Source organism: Bacillus sp. BACIII (assembly GCF_057836745.1).
The window spans coordinates 3,608,869-3,630,669 of record NZ_CM174437.1 but is presented as its reverse complement, the minus strand read 5'-3'; the positions used below and the strand labels follow the sequence as shown (position 1 = coordinate 3,630,669).

The following is a 21,801-nucleotide window of genomic DNA, read 5'->3' as shown; positions in this document are numbered from 1 at the left end:
GAGGTTTCATAGGTCTATTACAGTGTATCGACTTCTACTGTCCAGCCGAATAGATCAGGCTGGGCGCCTTTTTGAATGCCTGTAATGGTATCATACAGCTTCTTCGAGATCTCTCCGGTTTCACCGCTGCCGATGACAAGACTTTCATCATTCCAAATCAGTTCGCCGACCGGAGAAATGACCGCCGCCGTACCGGTTCCGAACGTTTCTTCCAATCGGCCGTCACGATGCGCCTGAATGATTTCATCGATCGAAATTTTCCGCTCAGACACAGTCAATCCCCAATGTTTGAGCAGGGTGATGACGGAATTTCTCGTAATTCCTTCAAGAATGCTTCCGTTCAGCTCCGGCGTCACAATTTCGCCGCTGATTTTGAAAAAGATGTTCATGCTGCCGACTTCTTCTATGTATTTTTTCTCAATGCCGTCAAGCCATAGCACCTGGGAAAAGCCCTTCTCCTCCGCAACCTGCTGCGCCTTCAGGCTTGAAGCGTAGTTGCCGGCCGTTTTCGCGTTTCCCGTACCGCCTTTGACGGCGCGCACGAACTCGTTTTCCACGGCGATTTTCACCGGTTTAATGCCTTCTTTGTAATAAGAGCCGACCGGCGACAGAATGATAAACAGCTTGTACGTATGGGATGCCGCTACACCGAGGAAAGGCTCGGTCGCAATGATAAACGGACGGATATAAAGGGAAGTGCCTTCCGCTTTCGGAATCCAGTCTTTGTCGATGGCTACGAGCTGTTTCAAGCCTTCAAGAACAAGCTCTTCATCAATGAGCGGGATGCAAAGACGGTCATTTGACTGATTCAGGCGCTCCATATTTTTCTCCGGTCTGAACAGAAGCAGCTCCTGATCCTTCGTTACATACGCTTTAAGCCCTTCAAAAACGGTTTGGCCGTAATGATAAACCATAGCCGCAGGATCCATTGAGAAGGGCTGATAAGGGATAATTCTCGGATCGTACCAGCCTTGATCCGCATCGTAATCCATAACAAACATATGGTCGGTGAAAATTCTGCCGAACGTAAGGTTATGGGGGTCCGGTTTAGGTTTTTTGGCTGAAGTCAATTCAACACGAATGTCTTGTTTCATAATGTTCTGTCTCCCTATTGGTGTTATTGTCGAACTTATTTGAAAATAATTTATATTCTATTGTATACCTTCAACAAATATTCGCAATAGTTTTCCTCAAATTTGTGAAAAAATCAAATCACATAAAAAGCAGGGGAGAGAATGCCCCCTGCGTGTTCGTTTTTTCTGTATTCGGTCATCGCCGTGCTCAGTGAACCGTCACTTTGCCGGTTTTGTAAAACTGCTCCATCGCTTTATCGACGTACACCCAGCCCTTCCAGGCGATATGGATGGTGTCTTTCATAAAGTACGGATCATATTCGTGCCCGGATAAGTCGGCAACCTGAAAGCCCTTCGCTTTAATTTGCTTTGTGACTTTTTTGTAGTAATCAGTCCGGCCTTTTTTCGGGAAGCCGGTGTAGTCATACCATTTTCCGTTGACCGGAATAACCACGAACATCGGTTCAGCGCCGGCATCTTTCAGAATGTCCAGCATATCCTCAAAGTCGTGATATTCGACTGATTTGGCGTATGTTCTTCCTTTGTTGATTCCTTTCACTCTCTTTAACTTCGGCTTAATTTTTTTATAAGAAGTGTCATCGATATAGAAGGGATTGGACTTGGAACTCTGTTTTCCTAATTGCGCGGCGGCTGTTTTTAACTCTGACCACGATTTTCCTTTTAGGTTTTCAGAGATCGTCCGCTCAGGACCCTCGGTTTCTCCCAATGAATAATAAAGATCTTTTTTCTCAAGCAGAGAATAGTAAGCCTTGGCGGCCGGCATGACCGTTTTCACTTTCCATGATTGGCCGTTGACCATTCCTTTGTACAATTCAGAAAGGACGGCATCATGCTGAACGACTTTAAAACGAAGCATGCGTTTCATCATGTTCTTTTTGACCGCGGGATCAATCTGGTCATTAAATGCTAAATCCAATGCCTGAAGTGATGAAAAATTCGGCGCAAAGTGCTGTTCATCCGAACCTTTTTTAATAAACCATTGAGGAGAAACAATGAATACCAGTTTTTTGCCTTTCAGCTGCTGGTAATGCGCCGCAAAGTTTACGGCGTGTATCAGGGATTGATCCCCGCCTTTTCCGACAAGATAAGGCGTAAAGCCTTGGTTGTTCACTTGAAAATAGTTGGACGGGTGAAACTGATCTAATCTTGAAAGCTCGGAAGATCCGAAAATCGGCAGATACTTCGAGTCTTCGAACATTTTGTTTTGCAGATAGAGCCCTTGGAACATATTAGGGTTTAAGGCCGCTGCCGACTCTTCGACACGTTTTTCAGGAATGAAGCGCGTAAGCCATGAAGCCGGAACTGCGATAGCTCCGACAAACAGGACAAACGCTAAAATAATTGGTCCAAAGAAACGCTTTTTCATTTACTTCAACTCAGTCAGTTTGTTTACAATGTTGTTTGGCGTATTCCACTCGTCACGGTCAAACTCAGTGATCGGCACTGTAATGCCGAAGCGGTTTTCGATGGCAACAAGCAGCTCTACAGTTCCGAAAGAATCAAGCAGTCCTTCTTCAAAGATTTCAATATCAGGATTTTCTTTCACAGCGTCCTCCTGACAAACTTCAGCTAATACGTCTAATACTTCCTGTTTAAATTCCATGTGTTTTCAATCTCCTTTAGTGATGAAATGGTTTTCCTGAGAAAATATAAAATCCGAAACATACGAAATGGAATGTGATGACGATGGCTAAAAACGCCGTAAAACGATTGGCGGGCAGCCACTTGTATTTCTTATTCCATTTCTCAAAAAAGTTATACCCCGTCATTAACACGGCATGGTACAGGCCGTACACAATATATTGCAGGGCGAGCCCGTGCCAGACGCCCATCAGCATGAACAGCAGGAAATACCCGATGTTCGAGACGGCCATCCGGTTCTTTATCCATTTTTTCTTTGTCATCCAGAAAACAAAGCGCATAAATACGTAGTCTCTGAACCAAAAGGATAAGGACATGTGCCAGCGGTTCCAGAAGTCTTTAATGTTTCTGCTGATAAACGGCTTATTAAAGTTTTCCGGAGATTTGATACCCATAATGTAGCTGACACCGACGGCAAACATCGTGTAGCCCGCAAAATCGAAAAACAGGTACAAGCTGTATCCGTACATGTACAGCACATTGCTCCACAGTTTGCTGTGGGTGATATGAGACAGATTCATAATGAAATATGTGTTAATCGCATATCCGATAATGAATTTGTACAAGAAACCGATAAAAATTTTATGAATGCCGGTATACAGTAAATCAGCGTATTCTCCCTTTGTCCATACTTTCTGTTCGTCCTTGGCAAATCTGCGGTATCTGTCGATCGGACCGGAAGAAATGGTCGGGAAGAACATAATAAAGTACAAAAGGCGGTGAAGCGGCATTTTTTCTTTAATCAGCCCGTCTCTCGTTTCCATGATCAGCTGGACGCCTTTAAATGTCAAATAAGAAATTCCTAAGAAACTGATCAGGTTGTGAACCGGATGATGAGGCACCGCCGGAAAGAAAAACGGCCATAATTTAGATAAAAACAGGGGTAAAATGGACGCGATCACGGCCATGCTGAAGACAAAGCCGCTGTTGGCTTTCAGTCTGTAAGCGAGATACCCCCTGATTAACAGCACCTGCCACAGCGTAAAGATACATAATGCAATGACGCCGTGCAGATCATGCGAGAAAATCAAAGCCAATACGATGATGGATATAAACATGTTGTATCCTTGGAATCTCTTGCCGTTCAGCCCTAAAATAATCGTCGGCAAGAGAAGGATTCCAAGTAAGATAAAAAAGAAAAACGAGCTGTAAGGCGTCATACAAGAACCTCTTCGCCAATGCGTTTACGGTCGATTTTTCCGTTCGCAGTCATTTGAATGTGATCCTGATAAATGAATTTTCTCGGAATCATGTAAGCCGGAAGCGAAGCGGCCAGCTCTTTCTTAATAGCGCTTGTCAGCTGGAATTCTTTTTCGAAATCATGTTTTTCAGGCACGATGGCGGCAATTAGATATTCGACAGGTCCGTTAGGCTGATACGGGATGACAACCGCTGAGCGTACATATTGAGACTGCCTTACATGCACTTCGATTTCCTCAAGCTCCATTCGGTAGCCGTGAAGCTTTATCTGGAAATCCAGGCGTCCTTGGCAGAAAATCTGACCTTCTTGAGCATAACCGGCATCACCCGTATGATATGCCCACTGTCCGTCAACAGAGAAAAACGCTTTTTCCGTCAGAGACGGCTCGCCGAGATAACCTTTGCTTACGCTCGGGCCGGCGATGATGATTTCCCCTTTTTCTCCGTCCGGAAGCTTATTCCCGTTTTCATCCATGATGAAGATATTCATATCGGGTTTTGCAAATCCGACGGGCAGAGATTCATTTTCATCGATGACCTGCTGCGTAATTTCCACGGAGGTGACGGCAACCGTTGTTTCGGTCGGGCCGTATGTATTGAATACGCGGGCCTTCGGAAAACGGTTTAACAGTTCCTGTGCCACGGCAGCCGGAAGCGCTTCTCCGCAAAACATAAATACTTCTGCGTCAGGCAGGAGTTCCTGCGTAAAGCCGGGGTCCATCAGACACATTTGGACGAAAGACGGCGTCGATGTCCAGACATTCAGCCTGGATTTCTCCAGCTCTTCAAATAGTACTTTCGGTTTATTGATTTTGTCTTTCGTTACACAGTGCAGCGTACCTCCCGTTTGAAGCGACGGGAAAATGTCCATGACAGATAAATCAAAAGAAAACGGAGCTTGGTTTAAGAATGTCTTGCCTTCGCCCACAGGAAAATCCCTGCAGATCCAGTCTGTGAAGCTTTGCAGGTTATCAGCTGATATCTGCACGCCCTTCGGATTTCCCGTGCTGCCGGACGTGTAAATAATGTAAAAAGTGTCCTGATCTTTTACCCAGTTCTCACGGCTGAGGTCTGCATCTCCGTCAGCTGCAAGTTCTTCGGGTGTAACGGTTTTAATCAGATTGCTCCCCGTATCGACTGCATCGCCCGATACGCTGATGAGCAGCTCTGCGCCTGAGCTTTCAATAATTTTGACGATCCGCTCTGCCGGAATGGACACATCGACAGGGATGTAAGGGCGGCCCGCTTTGACGCTTCCTAAGAAAGAAACGATCATATTCGGCTCCATATGTCCGTAAACCAGGACAGGGGTTTTCGAACCGTCAGCTGTATGTTTTTCAATGCCGGACGCAACCCGCTCCGACAAATCCCATAATTCCCCGTAAGTGAGGGAATGATCTAAGGAACGAAACGCTTCGGCCTGAGGCTTGGCGTCTGCATATGTTTTTATAGCATCAAGTAGTTTCATAGTTATCCTCCCCGATTAGAAATCGTTGTAAATATAAGTGCCGGTATTGGCTGTATGAAATCCATACATCCAAAAGAGCAATACTAATATCAGAAAATAAAAGCCCGTATGAAACGTCCATTTAACCAATGTATTTTCATAAGCACGTTTTAATTTTTGCATCATGTTAAAATTCCTTCCCCGCGTATTCAATAATTACACCAGTATATGACGATTAGATTAACAAAAAGTTTCAAAATATGTCTAATATCCTAAGCTTAAAATTTCCTTAAAAATGAATGAGAAACAAAAGGATGGAAAATACGCATGTATAAATTGGCAAATGATCATACTAAAAAAGCGATGTTCAGGCGGGATTTTTAACTTATCGTAAATATAAATGAGGTAAAAAAATTTCGGCGGCTTTTTCTTACGCAGGCTTGTGCCGAACCCCAATAGGGAAGGGCGGAAAGCCGTTTTCGGCAGCAAAGCTGACGGAGCGCCGCATCTTGTGAAATGGGGAAGAAATTATTATGATAGATAAGGTAGCAGAAAACATAAAAACCCCAATTCAACACTACTGTTATCGGCTGACTGTGAAAGCCTTTTAATAGAAAGGAAGAGGAAAATGAATCAAAACAATATGGGAGGCAGCCAAAAGACGCCTGAAAAAGAAAGCATGGGCCGCATTTTATGGCAGTTAACCCGCCCTCATACATTGACGGCATCGTTTGTGCCCGTACTTCTCGGCACCGTATTGGCGATGTTTTACGTAAAGGTTGATTTCCTGCTGTTTTTGGCCATGCTGTTTTCCTGCCTTTGGATCCAGATCGCCACGAACTTATTCAATGAATATTACGATTTTAAACGCGGTTTAGATACGGCGGATTCTGTCGGTATCGGCGGAGCGATCGTCCGCCACGGCATGAAGCCGAAAACGATTCTGCAGCTGGCGCTCGGCTCTTATGCGATTGCCCTCGTGCTCGGTGTTTATATCTGCATGAGCAGCAGCTGGTGGCTTGCGGCAATCGGCCTTGCCGGCATGCTGATCGGCTATCTGTATACGGGCGGCCCGCTGCCGATTGCGTATACACCGTTCGGGGAACTGTTCTCCGGCATTTGCATGGGCTCTGTGTTTGTCCTTATTTCTTTCTTCATTCAGACTGGCGGAATTAATGAACAGAGCATTTTGATTTCCATCCCGATCGCCATCTTGGTCGGCGCGATTAACCTGTCCAATAATATCCGTGATATTGAAGAAGATAAAAAGGGCGGACGTAAAACGCTGGCGATTTTAATGGGGCATAGGGGAGCCGTCATGATACTGGCCGCGTCCTTTGCCATCGCTTACATCTGGATCGTCGGTCTTGTTATCATGGGATATACAAGCCCGTGGCTGTTCCTGGTCTTTTTGAGCGTGCCGAAACCCGTTCAGGCCGTGAAAGGCTTCGTGAAAAACGAAATGCCGATGAACATGATTATTGCGATGAAATCAACGGCGCAAACCAATACATTCTTCGGATTCCTGCTTTCCATCGGACTCCTGATCAATTATTTCCTGATCAAATGACAAGGCAAATGCCATAACGGCATTTGCTTTTTTTATGAAATAATCTTCACGATTTTGTAAAGAACCTGACTGCCGACCGAACCGTCTGATATGTGGACAGCAAAGCAAGGAGATGAAAAAAATGGACTTGTCAACAGCCCATATGGATGATTTAAAAACGGTCATGGAAGATTGGAAAAATGAATTATTAGTTTATAAATTCGCTTTAGATGAGCTGGATACGAAGTTTTCTATCATCAGTCAGGAATATAATCTGATTCACGGGCATAACCCGATCGAGCATACAAAATCACGCGTAAAAAGTTTCGAGAGTATCGTCAATAAACTGATGCGCAAAGGCTGTGATGTGACGACGCAGGAAATGAAAGAGCATATTCATGACATCGCGGGTGTCAGGATCATCTGTTCTTTTATATCAGATATTTATAATGTCGCTGAGGTTTTGAAGCAGCATAAGGACCTGAACATTGTGAAGGTGAAGGATTATATCAAACATCCGAAGCCGAACGGCTACCGCAGCCTGCATTTGATTATTGAAATTCCCGTCTATTTGACGAATCGGGTGGAATATGTGAAGGCGGAAATCCAAATCCGCACTATCGCCATGGATTTTTGGGCGAGTCTTGAGCATAAAATTTATTACAAATTAAATAACGAAGTCCCGAAGCATCTGACTGACGAGCTGAAGGAAGCGGCGGAAATCGCCCATTATTTAGACGAAAAGATGCTTGGGATTAAGAAAGAAGTCGATTAACCGATTGGCGCATCATAAACAGCCGGACTGCAAATAAAAGCGGTCCGGCTGTTTGTTTATCCAAGGACGCTCACCGTTTTTCGCTGCCGGCCTTGATCGTCTTGCCCCCGTTCACATAGAACCCGCCGATAAGGTCATTTTCTTTCCTCACCCCAAACAAAGAAGAAAGATATCAACTCGTCAACAGCACATTCCCGCAGAAAAAATGTGTAAGATCGAGGTTTACTTTTGAAAAAAAGGGAAAGAAAATGATACAACAAAAAGGGAGATGAATATCAGTGGGAAAGAATGAAACAATGCATATCGTATCATGTGCCGATGATAATTATGCTCGTCATTTGGGTGGGATGTTCGCTTCTTTATTGATGAATATGGATAAAACAAGGAATGCTAAATTATATGTGATCGACGGCGGAATTACTGCCGAAAACAAGGACAAGCTTGAACAGACTGCGATGTCATTCAGAACACCGCTTGAATTTTTAGAAGTGGATGCTGATCAATACAAACATGCGGTCGAAAGCAGCCACATTACAAAAGCGGCTTATTACCGCATTTCCATTCCTGATTTAATTAAGGATGAGTCCGTAAAGCGGATGATTTACATTGATTGTGATGCAATTGTGATGGAAGATATTTCGGTTTTATGGGATTTGGATATTTCCCCGGCAATAGTTGCGGCAGTAGAAGATGCCGGACAGCATGAAAGGCTGAAAAAAATGAATATCAGCGACACGGCCAAGTATTTTAATTCCGGCATTATGATTATAGATTTTGAACCTTGGAGAAAACAGAATATTTCCAAAAAAGTGATTGATTTTATCAATGAAAACAGTTCGGAGGATTTTCTCGTGTTTCATGATCAGGACGCGCTTAACGCGGTCTTATATGATCAATGGTATGAACTGCATCCGCGCTGGAATGCACAGACGCATATTATCATGAATGAGAAAACGCCTCCTGAACTGATCGACCGTATACGTTACAGAGAAACACGGGCCGAACCGGCCATCGTCCATTTCTGCGGCGGAGACAAGCCTTGGAATACAGGCACCGCGCACCCGTACCGTGATCATTATTTCCGATATATGTCCTTTACGAAATGGAACACGGTCGATCGCCCGGCCATGAACCAATAGGCAGATGGAAGAAAAACGCTTATGAAGCCATGATGCGGCTCATAAGCGTTTTTTTAATGTTTCACCTGAATTGCGCGCACGCGTTTTTGCAGGCTGGTCTTTTCGGCAGACGGCTTCAGCCGGCTGACCGCCGTTTGTGCCGCTGATTTTGCCTTTTTCGTTTTGGTTTTTTCGGCCGTTTTCACTTTGTCTCTTGCCTGCTTCCGGTTGAGTTTCTCTTTTATCCGGTCAAGCCGTTTTTCCAGAGCGGTTTTTTCTTTTCCCGGCTGAAGCTCGCTCACTGCTTTTTTGGCTTTTGCGGCGTTGGCCTCAGAGGTCTTTTTTTCGGCCTGTCTGACGCTGGCCCCAGCAGTTTTCAAAAGGCCTGAATTGACAGCGTCAAGCCGCTTTTGCAGCCCTTTTTTCTCTGATCCGGCCGGTAATTTCCGGATGGCGCTTTGTGCCGCATTAACGGCGGTTTTTTTCTTTTGTTTTTCGGCAGTCCGGACTTTGTCTTTGGCGTCCGTCACATTTCTTGCTGTCTGAACTTTATTGATTCGGGACTCGAGGGCGGTTTTTCCCTTTGACTTGGAAAGCTTGCTGACAGCCGTTTTTGCTTGATTGATATCTGCCTGCTTTTTCGTTTTTTCCGCTTTTATTACGGCCCGTTCGGCAAAGCTCTTTTGCTTTGCGTGATATTGCACCAGCCCGTACCCGAATTGGCTGTCACGTCCGGGAGCGCCCAGATCTTTAATGTTTTGCTGCATCTGCTGTCGGAGCTGTGTATTTGTTTCTTCCGGATATTTTTGCTTGAGCAGCGCGAACATTCCGGTGACGTGCGGCGCGGCTTGAGATGTGCCGTCAGCCACGGCGTACATTTGATTCAGGTACGTGCTCGTAATATTGGTGCCGGGTGCGGCAAATTCAATTTGTTTTCCGGTCGTGGAAAAAGCCGCAAGCCCGTTTTTTTCGGTTGACGCTGAGACTGCCGTTACGCTGCTGTAGGCGCCCGGATAATTGACGGGTTTTTTGTTGCCGTCGTTTCCTGCGGCGGCTACGATGACAATGCCTTTTTTGTATGCTTTGTCGACGGCGTCGTGAAGAATTTTGCTGTCTGCGTTAGTTCCGAGACTCATATTGATCATGTCCATTTTGTTGGCGATGGACCAGTCGATCGCTTTAAGAAGGCTTTTGAGATCTCCCGCACCTTTTCTGTCCAATGCTTTAACCGCATATAACCGGACATCCGGCGCGATGCCGTCAATGCCGTATCCGTCATGTTTGGCGGCAATGATGCCGGCGACATGCGTACCGTGCCCGTTGTCATCCTTGTATGAAGAGGTATAGCTGACTGCGGAATAGCCTCCCGCAATGGACAGGTCATCATGAGGGTAAATGCCGCTGTCAATGACAGCCACTCTCACCTTTTTTCCCGTCAAGCCTTCTTTCCAGGCCTGCTTGACCTGAGTGGGCTCTATATCCCATTGCGGCAGGGTGTAACTGCCGCTTGAGGCCGCTGTTAACGGGTGGATATCAGAACCGCCTGCTGCCTGAAAGGATACATTGTCTTCAACATATAAAATGTCAGGATCATGTTTCAGGTCTTTCACCGTTTCCGAATCAGCCGACACGGCGACTGCGGGAAGATGCTGATAGGTCTGTTCCACATCCGCTCCGCTGTCTATGGCGGATTCCTTGCCGTTATTATTTTTGTAGACCACGATAACGTCCCGGTCCTGCGTCTCGGCGTGAGCGGGTGCCGCGGCGGAGAACAGGGTGACACACAAGGCCGCGGCTATGATTGGTTTCAGGGTGTGATACATTGTGATTCCCCCTTTTTCTTTATATATCGGCAGTGCGGAATTCTTTTTTTCCTGAGGGATAAGGAAAATTTCTGTATGCAAATGTAAGCGTTTCCAAAATATGATGGAGAAAATGCTTTGAGACATCTGCGCAATGAACTCAAAAAGGGGGTTTTTTGATAAATGAGTACGTTTAATCGGGTCATGGAAGAAAAAATCATGCCTGTCGCCGGAAAAGTCGCCGGCCAAAGGCACTTAAGGGCTTTGCGGGACGGCATTATTTTGACTATGCCGCTTATTATCATCGGATCGGTTTTTCTGATTCTGACGAGTCTCCCGATTCCCGGTTATGCCGATTTTATGGCGGGTCTTTTCGGTGAACAATGGGTTGAAAAGCTCGGGTATCCCGTGAATGCGTCCTTTGACATTATGGCGCTTGTCGCCGCCTTCGGGATTGCTTACCGGCTCGCAGAAAGCTATGAGGTGGATGCCCTGTCGTCGGGAGCCATTGCCCTTGCCGCCTTTTTATTGGCGACACCGTATCAGATTCCTTTTATCCCTGAAGGCTCGTCAACAGAGATTATGGTGGGGGGCGGCATTCCGATTTCGCTGCTCGGAAGCAAAGGCCTGTTTGTCGCGATGATCATAGCAATGCTGTCTACGGAAGTGTACCGGTTTATCGTACAAAGAAATATCGTCATTAAGATGCCTGACGGTGTGCCGCCTGCGGTCAGCAAATCGTTCGTCGCGCTCATCCCCGGATTCATTATTATTACGCTCGTATGGCTGGCCCGTCTGTTTATTGAAATGACTCCTTTTAAAAGCCTCCACAATGTCGTAGGCGACCTGCTGGGCACTCCGCTGTCTATTTTAGGCGGGAGTCTCGGCGGAAGCCTTGTCGCCGAATTCGTGCAAATGCTCCTTTGGTCGTGCGGCATACATGGCGCTTCCATTATCGGCGGGGTCATGTCACCGATTTGGTACGGAGCGATGGACGTCAACCGTTTGGCTTTTCAAGCGGGAGAAGCGCTGCCGAACATTTTTACGACACAGTTCTTTCAAATATGGATCAATGTCGGCGGAAGCGGCGCAACGCTGGCCCTTGTGCTGACCATGCTTGTGCGCTCCAGAAGCAAACAGATGAAACAGCTCGGCCGGCTCGGCATCGGACCCGCGATCTTTAACATTAACGAGCCGATTATTTTCGGGATGCCGCTTGTCATGAATCCGCTGTTAATCGTGCCTTTTATCATCGCACCGCTCTTGACCATTACGGCGACGTACATCGGGATGAGCACGGGAATGGTGGCAAAACCGGCGGGAATCGCCGTGCCGTGGACGATGCCGCCGCTGATTTCCGGTTATCTGGCGACGGGCGGGAAAATCTCCGGTTCGGTCATGCAGCTGATCAACCTCCTGATTACATTTATCATTTATTATCCGTTTTTCAGAATGTGGGATCTTCAAAAATGGAGAGAGGAACGGGCAGCGGAACAAAACGTCACAGAAGAAATATAAAAAAACGGGCGCTTCTGCCCGTTTTTTTTAACGCTGGAAAAATTCGATCCATTCGCCGTCCGGTCCTTCAATGTAAAAGTAGCGGTACCCGTTCGGAAGCGTCGTGATTTCTTCATCGATAAATACGGCGCCCTGACGCTTCGCATGCGTGAATTCCGCCGCGATATCTTCAGTTAATAAAGCGATATGATGCACTTTTCCTTCTGCGGGAAGCTCGCTGCTGTAGCCTTGAATCAGCTCAATCTCCGTCTCAGGCCCTTCCTGAAAGCCGAGAAAGGCAAGTTCAATAATGCCGTTCGTATGAGTGATACGATCCTTTAACTGCATACCGAGAACGTCTTGGTAAAAAGCAATGGATGTTTCAATATCTTTGACCATAATGCCTGTATGGTCGATTCTTTTGGCTGTCATGGTTTTTCCCCCTGTTTTGAATTTTTCGGGACAATGCATGTTTTATGGTACGATAAGAGAAAGCAAAACGAAAGAGGAATGCACAATGAAGCTACTTACAGTGAAAGATACATTTGCCGGAAAGCTGAAAAAAGGATTCCCCCTGATTGAAAAAGACGCTCTGTCCGGAAGCTCGGCTCACTTAACAGAGGGCGATCTTTTTGATGTGACATCCGAGAAGGGCGAATTTATCGGGAAAGGCTATTACGGTTTGCAGAATAAAGGAGTCGGCTGGGTGCTGTCCCGTGCGAGAGACGAACAAATCGACGGACGTTTTTTTCTGGGCAAGCTGAAAAAAGCGGCTGAAGCAAGAGCCCATCTGTTTAAGGCACCCGATACGACGGCGTTCCGTCTGTTCAACGGTGAAGGCGACGGCATCGGCGGCGTCACGATTGATGTCTATGACGGTTATCTGCTGATTCAGTGGTACAGCAAAGGCATTTACGCATATAAGGACAGTTTGATTGAGGCAATTGACGGCCTGGAGCTTTCTTATAAGGCGATCTACGAAAAGAAACGGTTTGATACCGCCGGACAATACGTGGAAGACGACGACTTTGTCAAAGGTGAAAGAGGAGACTTTCCAATCATTGTCCAAGAAAACGGCATACAGTACGCGGTGGATTTAAACGACGGGGCGATGACGGGCATTTTCTTAGACCAGCGTCATGTACGCAAAGCGATTCGGGACAAGTATGCAAACGGCAGACGGGTGCTGAACACATTCTCTTATACGGGGGCATTTTCGGTTGCGGCGGCGCTTGGAGGAGCTGAGAAAACGACCAGTGTCGATGTCGCCAACCGCAGCCTTGCAAAAACGATTGAACAGTTCAGCGCCAACGGAATTGATTACGAAGCACATGATATTAAAGTCATGGATGTTTTCAAATACTTCGGCTATGCGGAGAAAAAAGGGCTGGCGTTTGACCTCATCATCCTTGACCCGCCTTCTTTCGCCCGTACAAAAAAACGGACGTTCAGCGCGGCGAAAGATTATAAAAACCTGCTGAAGGAAACGATCGCCATCACCGCAAAAAACGGCATCATCGTTGCATCGACAAACAGCAGCGCCTTCAATATGAAGAAATTTAAAGGCTTTATAGAGACCGCCTTCAAAGAAACAAACGAGCGTTACGACATTTTGGAAGAATATACGCTTCCGGAAGATTTCAAAACGATTCCCGCGTTTAAAGAAGGGAACTATTTGAAAGTTGTTTTCTTGCGGAAAAAATAAACAAAAAAGCCGGGCATGCATGCAGACCCGGCTTTTTTTCTATTCAATAATCTGCTGGACCCGGCCGATTTGCCCGTCTTCCAGGCGAACCTTAATGCCGCGCGGGTGGAAGCTTGAGTTCGTCAAAATATCTTTCACGATTCCTCTTGTCAGCTTTCCTGAACGCTGATCGGCTTTCAAGACGATATCGACTTCAAGCCCTTTTCTGATGCTATTTCGCTGCTGGCCGTTCATATGACACATCCGTTCTTCAGTCTTTTCACTTCATGTCTTATCATATCGTGTTTTCGTCTTTTTATGAAGGACAGACTGATTGATCTCCGGCAAATAAAAAAGACCGCTCTGTCAGGAGCAGTCTTTTATGACATAAACGAAAGCAAAATCGGAGCCGCGCACAGCGTCATAATCGCGGCGAGAATCATGGACACGCTTGAGATCGTACCTGATACGGAGCTGAGCTCAAATGCTTTAGATGTTCCCGCTCCGTGCGCGCTTGTTCCGAGCAGCACGCCCCGGGCAATTTCGTTATCAATGCGGAAATAGCGGATGACCATCGGCCCGATGATCGTTCCGAGTAAAGCCGTTAAAATGACGAAAACCGCTGTTACGGCCGGCATCCCGCCGATCATTTCTGAAACGTTCATGGCAATCGGCGTCGTCACTGATCGCGGCACGAGACTGTCGACTAAGCTGCTGCCGAGATGGAACCATTTTGCGATAAAGGCCGTTGACAGAATGGCGATACATGAACCGACCGCTACGTTCAAAATAATTTCCACGGCGTATTTCTTTAAAATCGGGAAATATTTATAAAGCGGGATAGCGAACGCCACTGTTGCCGGCTGAAGCATATCGGTCAGCAGTCCGCCGCCGAGATTGTATGTCTGATACGGGACATTGACAAGAAGCAGCAGTACGACCAAAACAGCGGGCGTAATCAGAAGCGGCGACGTATACACCCGCGGAAAACGAATGTAGAGTTTTTTCGCGCCCAAATACACTAAGACAGTTAAAAATAAACTTATGATTCCGATGAACACGTTTGTTTTTTCTCCTTTCTTTTTGCTATCAGCTGTGTAAGCGTACCTGTTGAAACCATCACGACAAATGTGCTGATGATGACGACAAGTAAAATGCTTACACCGAATTTAGACATAATATCTCCGTATTCAATCACTCCGACGGCAGACGGGATGAAAAACAACAGCAGCTCACCGAGGAGCCATGCTGCGCCAAGCTCGATCCATTCAAGCTTGATAATCTTGAAATGCAATAATGTGAAAAGAATCACAATCCCGATTATACTGCCGGGAATATTTATATGAAGAGCCGCCGTGACCCAATTGATCAGACGCGCAAATATAAACAGCAGAGCGATTTGAATAACGGTAAGCAACAATTTTTTCATAATGATGCCTCCCTTATATTTATATTGTACATAAGGTTTTGCTATAGGTAAAATATATATAAAGAATAATATGTATTCCTTTTGTCTATAGAAAGGATGAGATGAAATGGACATCCGGCACTTAACGTACTTCTTGGAAGTGGCCCGTTTGAAAAGTTTTACGAAGGCTTCGCAGTCACTGTATGTTTCACAGCCGACAATTTCAAAAATGATTAAAAATCTGGAGACAGAGCTCGGCATCAAGCTGTTTTACCGTAATGGCCGGCAGGTTGAACTGACTGACGCCGGACAAAGCATGTATGTGCAGGCACAGGAAATCACAAAGTCATTCCAAAACCTGACATCAGAGCTGAATGATATTATGGAGGTAAAGAAAGGGCACGTCCGCATCGGATTGCCGCCGATGATCGGGTCGGGCTTTTTCCCGAGAGTGCTCGGTGACTTCCGCGTCACATATCCCGATGTGACGTTTCAGCTCGTAGAGGACGGCTCTATTAAAGTGCAGCAAGGTGTGGAGGACGGCTCGCTTGATATCGGGGTCGTCGTGCTTCCCGCGAATGAAGAGATTTTTCATACGTTTACAATCGTAAAGGAAACCCTCATGCTCGTCGTCCATCCGTCACATCGGCTCGCGGACGAGAAAGAATGCAGTCTTCACGAATTGAAAGAAGAGCCGTTCATCTTTTTCAGGGAGGATTTTGTCCTTCACAATCGAATTATGACAGAATGTGTGAAAGCCGGGTTCAGGCCGCACGTCATTTATGAAACGTCACAGTGGGACTTTATCAGCGAAATGGTATCGGCCAATCTCGGCATCGGCCTGCTGCCGGAAAGAATCTGCCGCGGCCTTGATCCTGAGAAAGTCAAAACCATTCCGCTCGTTCACCCGGTCATTCCGTGGCATTTAGCCATCATTTGGCGGAAGGACCGCTACATGTCCTTTGCCGCCAGAGCCTGGCTGGAACATACAAAATCGTATTTGTGGAATCCGAAAAAGAGAAAAAAGGATGATTAAGCATGGATGCACAAACGGCAGCTCAACACTTGAGTAAAGTGCGGGAGCAATGCCCGCTCGTTCACAGTATCACCAATAACGTCGTCACGAACTTCACCGCTAACGGCCTGCTCGCGCTCGGCGCATCGCCCGTTATGGCTTATGCAATTGAGGAGGCCGCCGACATGGCGAAAATCGCCGGAGCGCTCGTCCTGAACATAGGCACCCTCAGTCCGGCATCGGTTGAAGCTATGATCGCCGCGGGAAAATCAGCCAACGAAAACGGCGTTCCGGTCATTTTTGATCCGGTAGGCGCCGGCGCCACGCCGTTTCGGACGGCATCAGCCCGCAAAATCATACAGGAGGTCCGCTTGTCCGTCATTCGCGGAAATGTCGCGGAAATCGCCAATATTGCCGGCGCATCCGATTGGAAGATAAAAGGCGTGGATGCTGGGGAAGGCGGAGGAGATGCGCTTCAGATCGCCAAGACGGCTGCAAGCGGGCTGAAAACGGTCATTGCGATTACCGGAAAAACCGACATCATCTCTGACGGCACCGACACATACGCCGTTCATAACGGTGATAAACTGCTGACGAAGGTGACGGGGGCGGGATGCCTGCTGACGTCTGTAATCGGAGCCTTCTGCGCAGCGGGCCAGGATATTCTGCAAGCGGCCGTTTCAGCCGTTTCTGTATACGGAAGCGCCGCTCAGCTTGCCGCTTTGGACACGTCTCACAAGGGCCCGGGCAGCTTCCAGATTGAGCTTTTAAACAAGCTGGCAAGCATTTCAGAACAAGAAGCGGCCGAGCTTGCTGCAATTGAAAGGGTGACAGAAAAATGACGCGTATTTCTTGGGAAATGATGAAGGATATGTTATCGGTTTATTTTATTATGGGATCAAATAATACTGATGCAGACCCCGTGTCTGTAGTGAAAAAAGCCATAGAGGGCGGCGCTACGCTTTTTCAATTTCGGGAAAAGGGGAGCGGTTCTTTAACAGGGGAGGAACGTGTCCTGTTTGCAAAGCAGGTGCAGGATGTCTGCAGACAGGCCGGCATTCCTTTCATCATTAATGATGATGTTGAATTGGCCTTGCGCCTTAACGCGGACGGAGTGCATATCGGCCAGGATGACGCAGACGCTGCAGAAACGAGAGCGGCAATCGGTGATATGATTCTCGGTGTATCAGCGCATAATGTCTCCGAGGTGAAGCGGGCGGAAGCGGCCGGAGCCGATTACGTCGGAATGGGCCCGGTCTATCCGACCGAAACGAAAAAAGATGCTGAAGCTGTGCAGGGCGTTACATTGATTGAAGAAGTGCGGCGTCAGGGCATCACCATACCGATTGTGGGAATCGGCGGCATTACGGCGGCCAATGCGGCGCCCGTCATTAAAGCGGGAGCAGACGGCGTCAGCATGATCAGCGCCATCAGCCAAGCCGATGATCCAAAAGAGGCGGCGCGCAGATTTTTTGAAGAAATTCAGCGTTCCAAAGCAAAAAGCTGACATGTTTCTGTCAGGAGGGCTGTCCGGGGAGGACGGCCCTTTTTCTGTATGCGCAACTTTTTATTGACAAAGGCCGAGATCGGACTATGATTATGATATATAATGATAATCATTTTCAACTACAGGAGGTGCATGATGGCACGGAAGCTTGCTTTCATGTTATTCAGCCTGCTCTTCATAGCCAGTTCTTCTGCCGTGGCGAAAGGCGCTGATCCCATCGCTTCACTTATCAGCCTGAATCAGCAAATGATTCAATCTGCAAAGGACGGAAACCTGCAATCCGCCGAAAAAACATTTTCACAATTCAAAACAGTGTGGAAAAAGGAAGAGCCTGCTATTAAAAAAGAAAATCTATCTTCCTATTCAAAAATGAACTCCAATATCGCAATGATTTCACTTTCTTTGCTTAATAAAGACACAAAAAAGGTACAGGCGGAGCTTTCTGAGCTTGGATCCCATTTAGAAACCTACCAGCAGGCCGTCACAGTAAAAGACGCAGCCGGCGGGAGCTCAAGGCTTACACTCTCAGCCTATATTCAAAGCTTAAAAGAGACGAAACAGCTGATCAAAAGCAGCCAAACCGCTGAAGCCCAAGCAAAAATCGATCAGCTTGTCACGAATTGGCTGGCTGTCGAAGGAGACGTCGTGTCCCAATCCAAAACGGCCTACACAACCTCAGAAGAGAATCTGGCGCTCATGAAAGCGGAAGCCGAAAACCGCCCGGATCAGGCCGTTAAACATATTGACGAAATGATTCAGCTCCTTGAGCCGATTGCGTCAAGCAGCTACAGCTGGCTGGACGCTGCTCTTATCCCGATAAGGGAGGGAATGGAGGCGCTTCTTGTGATCGGCGCGCTGTTGACGATGACGAAAAAAGCCCGGGTCACCCGTTCATCCGCTTGGATCTGGAGCGGAGCGTCACTCGGCATGCTCGTCTCTCTCGGGGCGGGGGTCGGCGTCACACTGCTGTTTTCCTCAAACATTTTCGGAGAAAACAATTTTCTGCTCGGCGGCGTGACCGGCATTCTGTCTGCCGTGATGCTCCTGTTTGTCGGCGTCTGGCTCCACCGCAACGCTTCAATGGATAAATGGCGGGAAAAAATCAACACACAAAAATCGCAGGCGCTTAAAAAAAGAAGTCTGCTGTCCTTCGCGCTGATCGCCTTTTTGGCAGTCGTCAGAGAAGGGCTTGAAACGGTAATCTTTTTTATCGGCCTCGTCGGCAAGCTGCCGCTTACCGAATTAATAGGAGGAACCGCAGCGGGATTGCTGATCCTTGCGGCAGCGGGTTTTCTCATGATTAAGCTCGGAATGCGGATTCCGTTAAAGCCGTTCTTTCTGCTGTCCATGGCCGTCGTTTTGTATATGTGCGTGAAATTTCTCGGTACGGGCATCCACAGCCTGCAGCTGGCGGATATTCTCCCGTCTGACGCTGAAAGCTGGCTTCCGTCGGTATCGTTTCTCGGCATCTATCCGTCGGTTTTTAGCACCATTCCGCAGTTGATCATTATTGGCTTTTTAGCCGCAGCACTCATCATGGAAGCCGTAAAATTAAAATCGAATAGAAGGGAAGTTGCAAAATGAAACAGATCCGGAAAGCGGCTTTATCAGCCGGCTTACTCCTCGCTCTGTGCTCGGGCTGCGGCGCTCAGCAGTCAGCGTCTGACAAAGGAGCCGAAAAAACCAGTGTAAATCAGGACATCAAAACATCAGTGGACAAAATGGAGGATATTCTGACCAAACTGAATGAATCCGTTAAAAAACAAGACCGGAAAGGCATTCAGCAAAAAGGAAAAGAACTGAACAGCTACTGGCTCTCATTTGAAAATAAAATCCGCGGAGATTATCCGTTTGAATACACGGATATCGAAAAGCACCTGCAGCCGATTTATACAGAAGCACAAAAAGATAAGCCTGATACAGAGAAGATTAAATCGGAATCTATATCGCTGACAGCCTCGCTGGAGGAGCTGACGGGCGCTGGAAAAAGCAGCAAAAAGGCCAGTGACCAGCTCAAGAAAGCTGCGGGTGACTATAAAACATATGTCAAAGAACAGAGCGATCAGCTTGTAAAATCGACCGAAGCATTCACAGACGCCGTCAAGGCGGGGAACATCAATCAAGCGAAACAACTTTATCCGAAGGCGCGCGTCTATTATGAGCGAATTGAACCGATTGCCGAAAGCCTCGGCACGCTTGATCCGAAAATCGACGCCAGAGAAAATGATGTGGAAGAAGGCGGCAAATGGACGGGCTTCCACAAGCTTGAAAAAGCGCTCTGGAAGGACAATCAGATTTCTGGCGAAAAAGAAACGGCCTCCGTCCTGTTAAAGGATGTGAAGGAGCTTGACGGTTCTATCGATTCTCTCAAACTGACGCCTGAACAAATCGTCGCCGGCGCCATGGAGCTTCTGAATGAAGCGGGCATCTCAAAAATCACGGGTGAAGAAGAACGTTACTCCCGCATTGATTTAACAGATCTGGCCGCCAACGTCGAAGGCTCAAAAGCCGTCTATGAAACAGTGAAAAGCGCGCTTGTGAAAGATCATTCCGGCGTCACCGAAAAACTTGATACGGAATTCAGTGAATTTGAAGTTTTGATGTCGAAATACAAAACAGGCGATCATTCGTATACGTCTTATGATAAATTAAGTAAAGATCAAATCAGAGAGATAAGCACGAAGCTGACGGCTCTTTCTGAAACCATGTCGAAGATTGCCGATGTGCTTTAAAAGGAGTTATGACACAGCATGAGCGATGAACAAAACAAGGAAAAACAGATCCACAGACGGGATGTCCTGAAGTGGGGCGCCGTAGCGGGCGCCGCCGTCGCTGTGGGAGCGAGCGGCCTCGGAGGACTCGCTCCGCTCTTCAAACCGGCGGCCACCGCTTCAAAGAAGAGTGAAGGAAAAAGTGATAATGAACAAATCGTTCCTTTTTACGGGAAGCACCAAGCGGGAATCACAACGGCGCATCAGACGTATGTGTATTTTGCGGCGCTTGATGTCAAGTCAAGCAACAAAGCTGATGTCATCTCCCTCTTCAGAAATTGGACCAGTCTGACGCAGCTGCTGACCTCAGGCTCGGCTTTGTCAGGCGAGCAAAAAAATAAATATATGCCTCCGCAGGATACCGGCGAGTCGCAGGATCTGGCACCGGCGAATTTAACTGTTACCTTCGGCTTCGGCGCCGGATTTTTTGAAAAAGACGGGAAGGACCGCTTTGGGCTGAAGGATAAAAAACCGAAGCACCTCGCTGAAATTCCGCCGATGCCAAACGACAAGCTCGATCAGAAACAAGGCGGCGGTGATATCGTCATTCAGGTCTGTGCGGATAATGAACAAACGGCGTTCCACGCGGTGCGCAATCTGATTAAACAGGCTGTCGGCGTGTGTGAAGTCCGTTTTCTCAATAAAGGTTTCTTAAGCGGCGGGAAAAACGGCGAAACCCCGCGCAACCTTTTCGGATTCAAAGACGGCACCGGCAACCAAAGCACAAAGGATGGAAATCTGATGAATTCAATCGTTTGGGTTCAATCAGGGGAGCCGGACTGGATGACGGGCGGCACGTACATGGCGTTTAGGAAAATTAAAATGTTTTTAGAAATATGGGACCGTTCATCCTTGAAGGAACAAGAGGACACGTTTGGGCGGGTGAAAAGCTCGGGCGCTCCTTTCGGACAAAAAAAGGAGACTGATCCCGTCAAGCTGAATCAAATTCCCGCCGACTCGCATGTCAGCGTGGCGAAATCAACCGGCAGACAGATTCTGCGGCGGGCGTTTTCTTATACGGACGGAATCGACCCGAAGACGGGCTATGTTGACGCAGGCCTGCTGTTTATCAGCTTTCAAAAAGACCCGGACCGCCAATTTGTCCCGATGCTGAAAGCTTTGGCGGCAAAGGATGCGCTGAATGAATACACACAAACGATCGGCTCTTCTTTATTCGCCTGTCCCGGAGGCTGTAAAAAAGGAGAATATATCGCCCAGAAGCTGCTGGAATCGTGACACCTTCCATATGGAAGGTGTTTTTAAAAAATACTTGTAACTATTTTTGTTACAACG

General features: G+C 47.3%; 22 protein-coding genes. 11 read left to right on the top strand and 11 right to left on the bottom strand.

All coding sequences use genetic code 11. The annotated features are described in order from the left end of the window. Positions 1–17: 17 nt before the first annotated feature. The 6 genes from ACXN9U_RS17925 to ACXN9U_RS17900 form a co-directional block, all read right to left on the bottom strand. On the bottom strand, positions 18–1,097 hold the full coding sequence (locus ACXN9U_RS17925) for a branched-chain amino acid aminotransferase (RefSeq protein ID WP_060963953.1): 1,080 nt from the start codon (positions 1,095–1,097) through the stop codon (positions 18–20). 184 nt (positions 1,098–1,281) lie between these two features. After that, positions 1,282–2,460 (bottom strand): D-alanyl-lipoteichoic acid biosynthesis protein DltD, encoded by a 1,179-nt coding sequence (gene dltD / locus ACXN9U_RS17920; protein ID WP_060963954.1) that lies wholly within the window; start codon positions 2,458–2,460, stop codon positions 1,282–1,284. Continuing rightward, entirely contained in the window at positions 2,461–2,697 is a 237-nt protein-coding gene (gene dltC, locus ACXN9U_RS17915) for a D-alanine--poly(phosphoribitol) ligase subunit 2 (RefSeq protein WP_003150875.1), read from the bottom strand. A gap of 16 nt (positions 2,698–2,713) precedes the next feature. Beyond that, the gene (gene dltB / locus ACXN9U_RS17910; RefSeq protein ID WP_060963955.1) at positions 2,714–3,895 is read right to left on the bottom strand and encodes a D-alanyl-lipoteichoic acid biosynthesis protein DltB; all 1,182 of its coding nucleotides are present in this window, start codon (positions 3,893–3,895) and stop codon (positions 2,714–2,716) included. Further along, a complete protein-coding gene (gene dltA / locus ACXN9U_RS17905; protein WP_060963956.1) occupies positions 3,892–5,403 on the bottom strand; it encodes a D-alanine--poly(phosphoribitol) ligase subunit DltA in 1,512 nt (503 codons plus the stop codon). The genes dltB and dltA overlap by 4 nt, the downstream gene beginning before the upstream one ends. 15 nt (positions 5,404–5,418) lie before the next feature. Next, positions 5,419–5,568: a teichoic acid D-Ala incorporation-associated protein DltX gene (locus ACXN9U_RS17900; protein ID WP_013354059.1), complete on the bottom strand. Its 150-nt coding sequence runs from the start codon at positions 5,566–5,568 to the stop codon at positions 5,419–5,421. A gap of 442 nt (positions 5,569–6,010) precedes the next feature. Here ACXN9U_RS17900 and ACXN9U_RS17895 point away from each other — a divergent pair, with 442 nt between their 5' ends. The 3 genes from ACXN9U_RS17895 (at position 6,011) to ACXN9U_RS17885 (ending at position 8,845) form a co-directional block, all read left to right on the top strand. After that, positions 6,011–6,952, top strand: a complete 942-nt coding sequence (locus tag ACXN9U_RS17895) for a 1,4-dihydroxy-2-naphthoate polyprenyltransferase (protein ID WP_047475954.1) — start codon at positions 6,011–6,013, stop codon at positions 6,950–6,952. Between the two features lie 121 nt (positions 6,953–7,073). Then, on the top strand, positions 7,074–7,706 hold the full coding sequence (gene ywaC / locus ACXN9U_RS17890) for a GTP pyrophosphokinase YwaC (protein ID WP_060963957.1): 633 nt from the start codon (positions 7,074–7,076) through the stop codon (positions 7,704–7,706). Between the two features lie 278 nt (positions 7,707–7,984). Continuing rightward, the gene (locus ACXN9U_RS17885; protein ID WP_489201994.1) at positions 7,985–8,845 is read left to right on the top strand and encodes a glycosyltransferase family 8 protein; all 861 of its coding nucleotides are present in this window, start codon (positions 7,985–7,987) and stop codon (positions 8,843–8,845) included. A gap of 53 nt (positions 8,846–8,898) precedes the next feature. Here ACXN9U_RS17885 and ACXN9U_RS17880 read toward each other — a convergent pair whose 3' ends face one another. After that, on the bottom strand, positions 8,899–10,647 hold the full coding sequence (locus ACXN9U_RS17880; RefSeq protein WP_060965096.1) for a S8 family peptidase: 1,749 nt from the start codon (positions 10,645–10,647) through the stop codon (positions 8,899–8,901). A 162-nt stretch (positions 10,648–10,809) separates the two neighbouring features. On the opposite strand from ACXN9U_RS17880, the gene celB reads away from it, so the two are divergent. Next, entirely contained in the window at positions 10,810–12,144 is a 1,335-nt protein-coding gene (celB, locus tag ACXN9U_RS17875) for a PTS cellobiose transporter subunit IIC (protein WP_060963959.1), read from the top strand. A 27-nt stretch (positions 12,145–12,171) separates the two neighbouring features. Here celB and glxA read toward each other — a convergent pair whose 3' ends face one another. Continuing rightward, positions 12,172–12,555 (bottom strand): glyoxalase GlxA, encoded by a 384-nt coding sequence (gene glxA / locus ACXN9U_RS17870; RefSeq protein ID WP_032875731.1) that lies wholly within the window; start codon positions 12,553–12,555, stop codon positions 12,172–12,174. Between the two features lie 85 nt (positions 12,556–12,640). Between glxA and ACXN9U_RS17865 the strand changes: the two genes are divergently transcribed. Beyond that, positions 12,641–13,828: a class I SAM-dependent rRNA methyltransferase gene (locus tag ACXN9U_RS17865; RefSeq protein ID WP_060963960.1), complete on the top strand. Its 1,188-nt coding sequence runs from the start codon at positions 12,641–12,643 to the stop codon at positions 13,826–13,828. Between the two features lie 39 nt (positions 13,829–13,867). On the opposite strand, the gene ACXN9U_RS17860 is transcribed toward ACXN9U_RS17865, so the two are convergent. The 3 genes from ACXN9U_RS17860 to ACXN9U_RS17850 all read right to left on the bottom strand — a co-directional run bounded on the left by ACXN9U_RS17860 (position 13,868) and on the right by ACXN9U_RS17850 (position 15,236). Next, positions 13,868–14,062, bottom strand: a complete 195-nt coding sequence (locus tag ACXN9U_RS17860) for a YwbE family protein (RefSeq protein ID WP_060963961.1) — start codon at positions 14,060–14,062, stop codon at positions 13,868–13,870. Between the two features lie 125 nt (positions 14,063–14,187). Then, complete coding sequence (locus ACXN9U_RS17855; RefSeq protein WP_012118753.1) at positions 14,188–14,868, bottom strand: CidB/LrgB family autolysis modulator; 681 nt, start codon at positions 14,866–14,868, stop codon at positions 14,188–14,190. Further along, positions 14,850–15,236, bottom strand: a complete 387-nt coding sequence (locus ACXN9U_RS17850; protein WP_016937505.1) for a CidA/LrgA family holin-like protein — start codon at positions 15,234–15,236, stop codon at positions 14,850–14,852. Before ACXN9U_RS17850 ends, ACXN9U_RS17855 begins: the two co-directional genes overlap by 19 nt. A 106-nt stretch (positions 15,237–15,342) precedes the next feature. On the opposite strand from ACXN9U_RS17850, the gene cidR reads away from it, so the two are divergent. The 6 genes from cidR (at position 15,343) to efeB (ending at position 21,744) form a co-directional block, all read left to right on the top strand. Further along, on the top strand, positions 15,343–16,251 hold the full coding sequence (cidR, locus tag ACXN9U_RS17845; RefSeq protein ID WP_045925509.1) for a cidABC operon transcriptional activator CidR: 909 nt from the start codon (positions 15,343–15,345) through the stop codon (positions 16,249–16,251). A 2-nt stretch (positions 16,252–16,253) separates the two neighbouring features. Continuing rightward, entirely contained in the window at positions 16,254–17,072 is an 819-nt protein-coding gene (gene thiM, locus ACXN9U_RS17840) for a hydroxyethylthiazole kinase (protein WP_060963962.1), read from the top strand. Beyond that, entirely contained in the window at positions 17,069–17,737 is a 669-nt protein-coding gene (thiE, locus tag ACXN9U_RS17835; protein ID WP_060963963.1) for a thiamine phosphate synthase, read from the top strand. The genes thiM and thiE overlap by 4 nt, the downstream gene beginning before the upstream one ends. 135 nt (positions 17,738–17,872) lie before the next feature. Then, positions 17,873–19,321, top strand: a complete 1,449-nt coding sequence (gene efeU / locus ACXN9U_RS17830) for a ferrous ion permease EfeU (protein ID WP_060963964.1) — start codon at positions 17,873–17,875, stop codon at positions 19,319–19,321. Continuing rightward, positions 19,318–20,469, top strand: a complete 1,152-nt coding sequence (gene efeO / locus ACXN9U_RS17825; protein WP_489201993.1) for an iron uptake system protein EfeO — start codon at positions 19,318–19,320, stop codon at positions 20,467–20,469. The genes efeU and efeO overlap by 4 nt, the downstream gene beginning before the upstream one ends. A gap of 18 nt (positions 20,470–20,487) precedes the next feature. Continuing rightward, on the top strand, positions 20,488–21,744 hold the full coding sequence (gene efeB / locus ACXN9U_RS17820) for an iron uptake transporter deferrochelatase/peroxidase subunit (protein WP_489201992.1): 1,257 nt from the start codon (positions 20,488–20,490) through the stop codon (positions 21,742–21,744). Positions 21,745–21,801 lie beyond the last annotated feature (57 nt).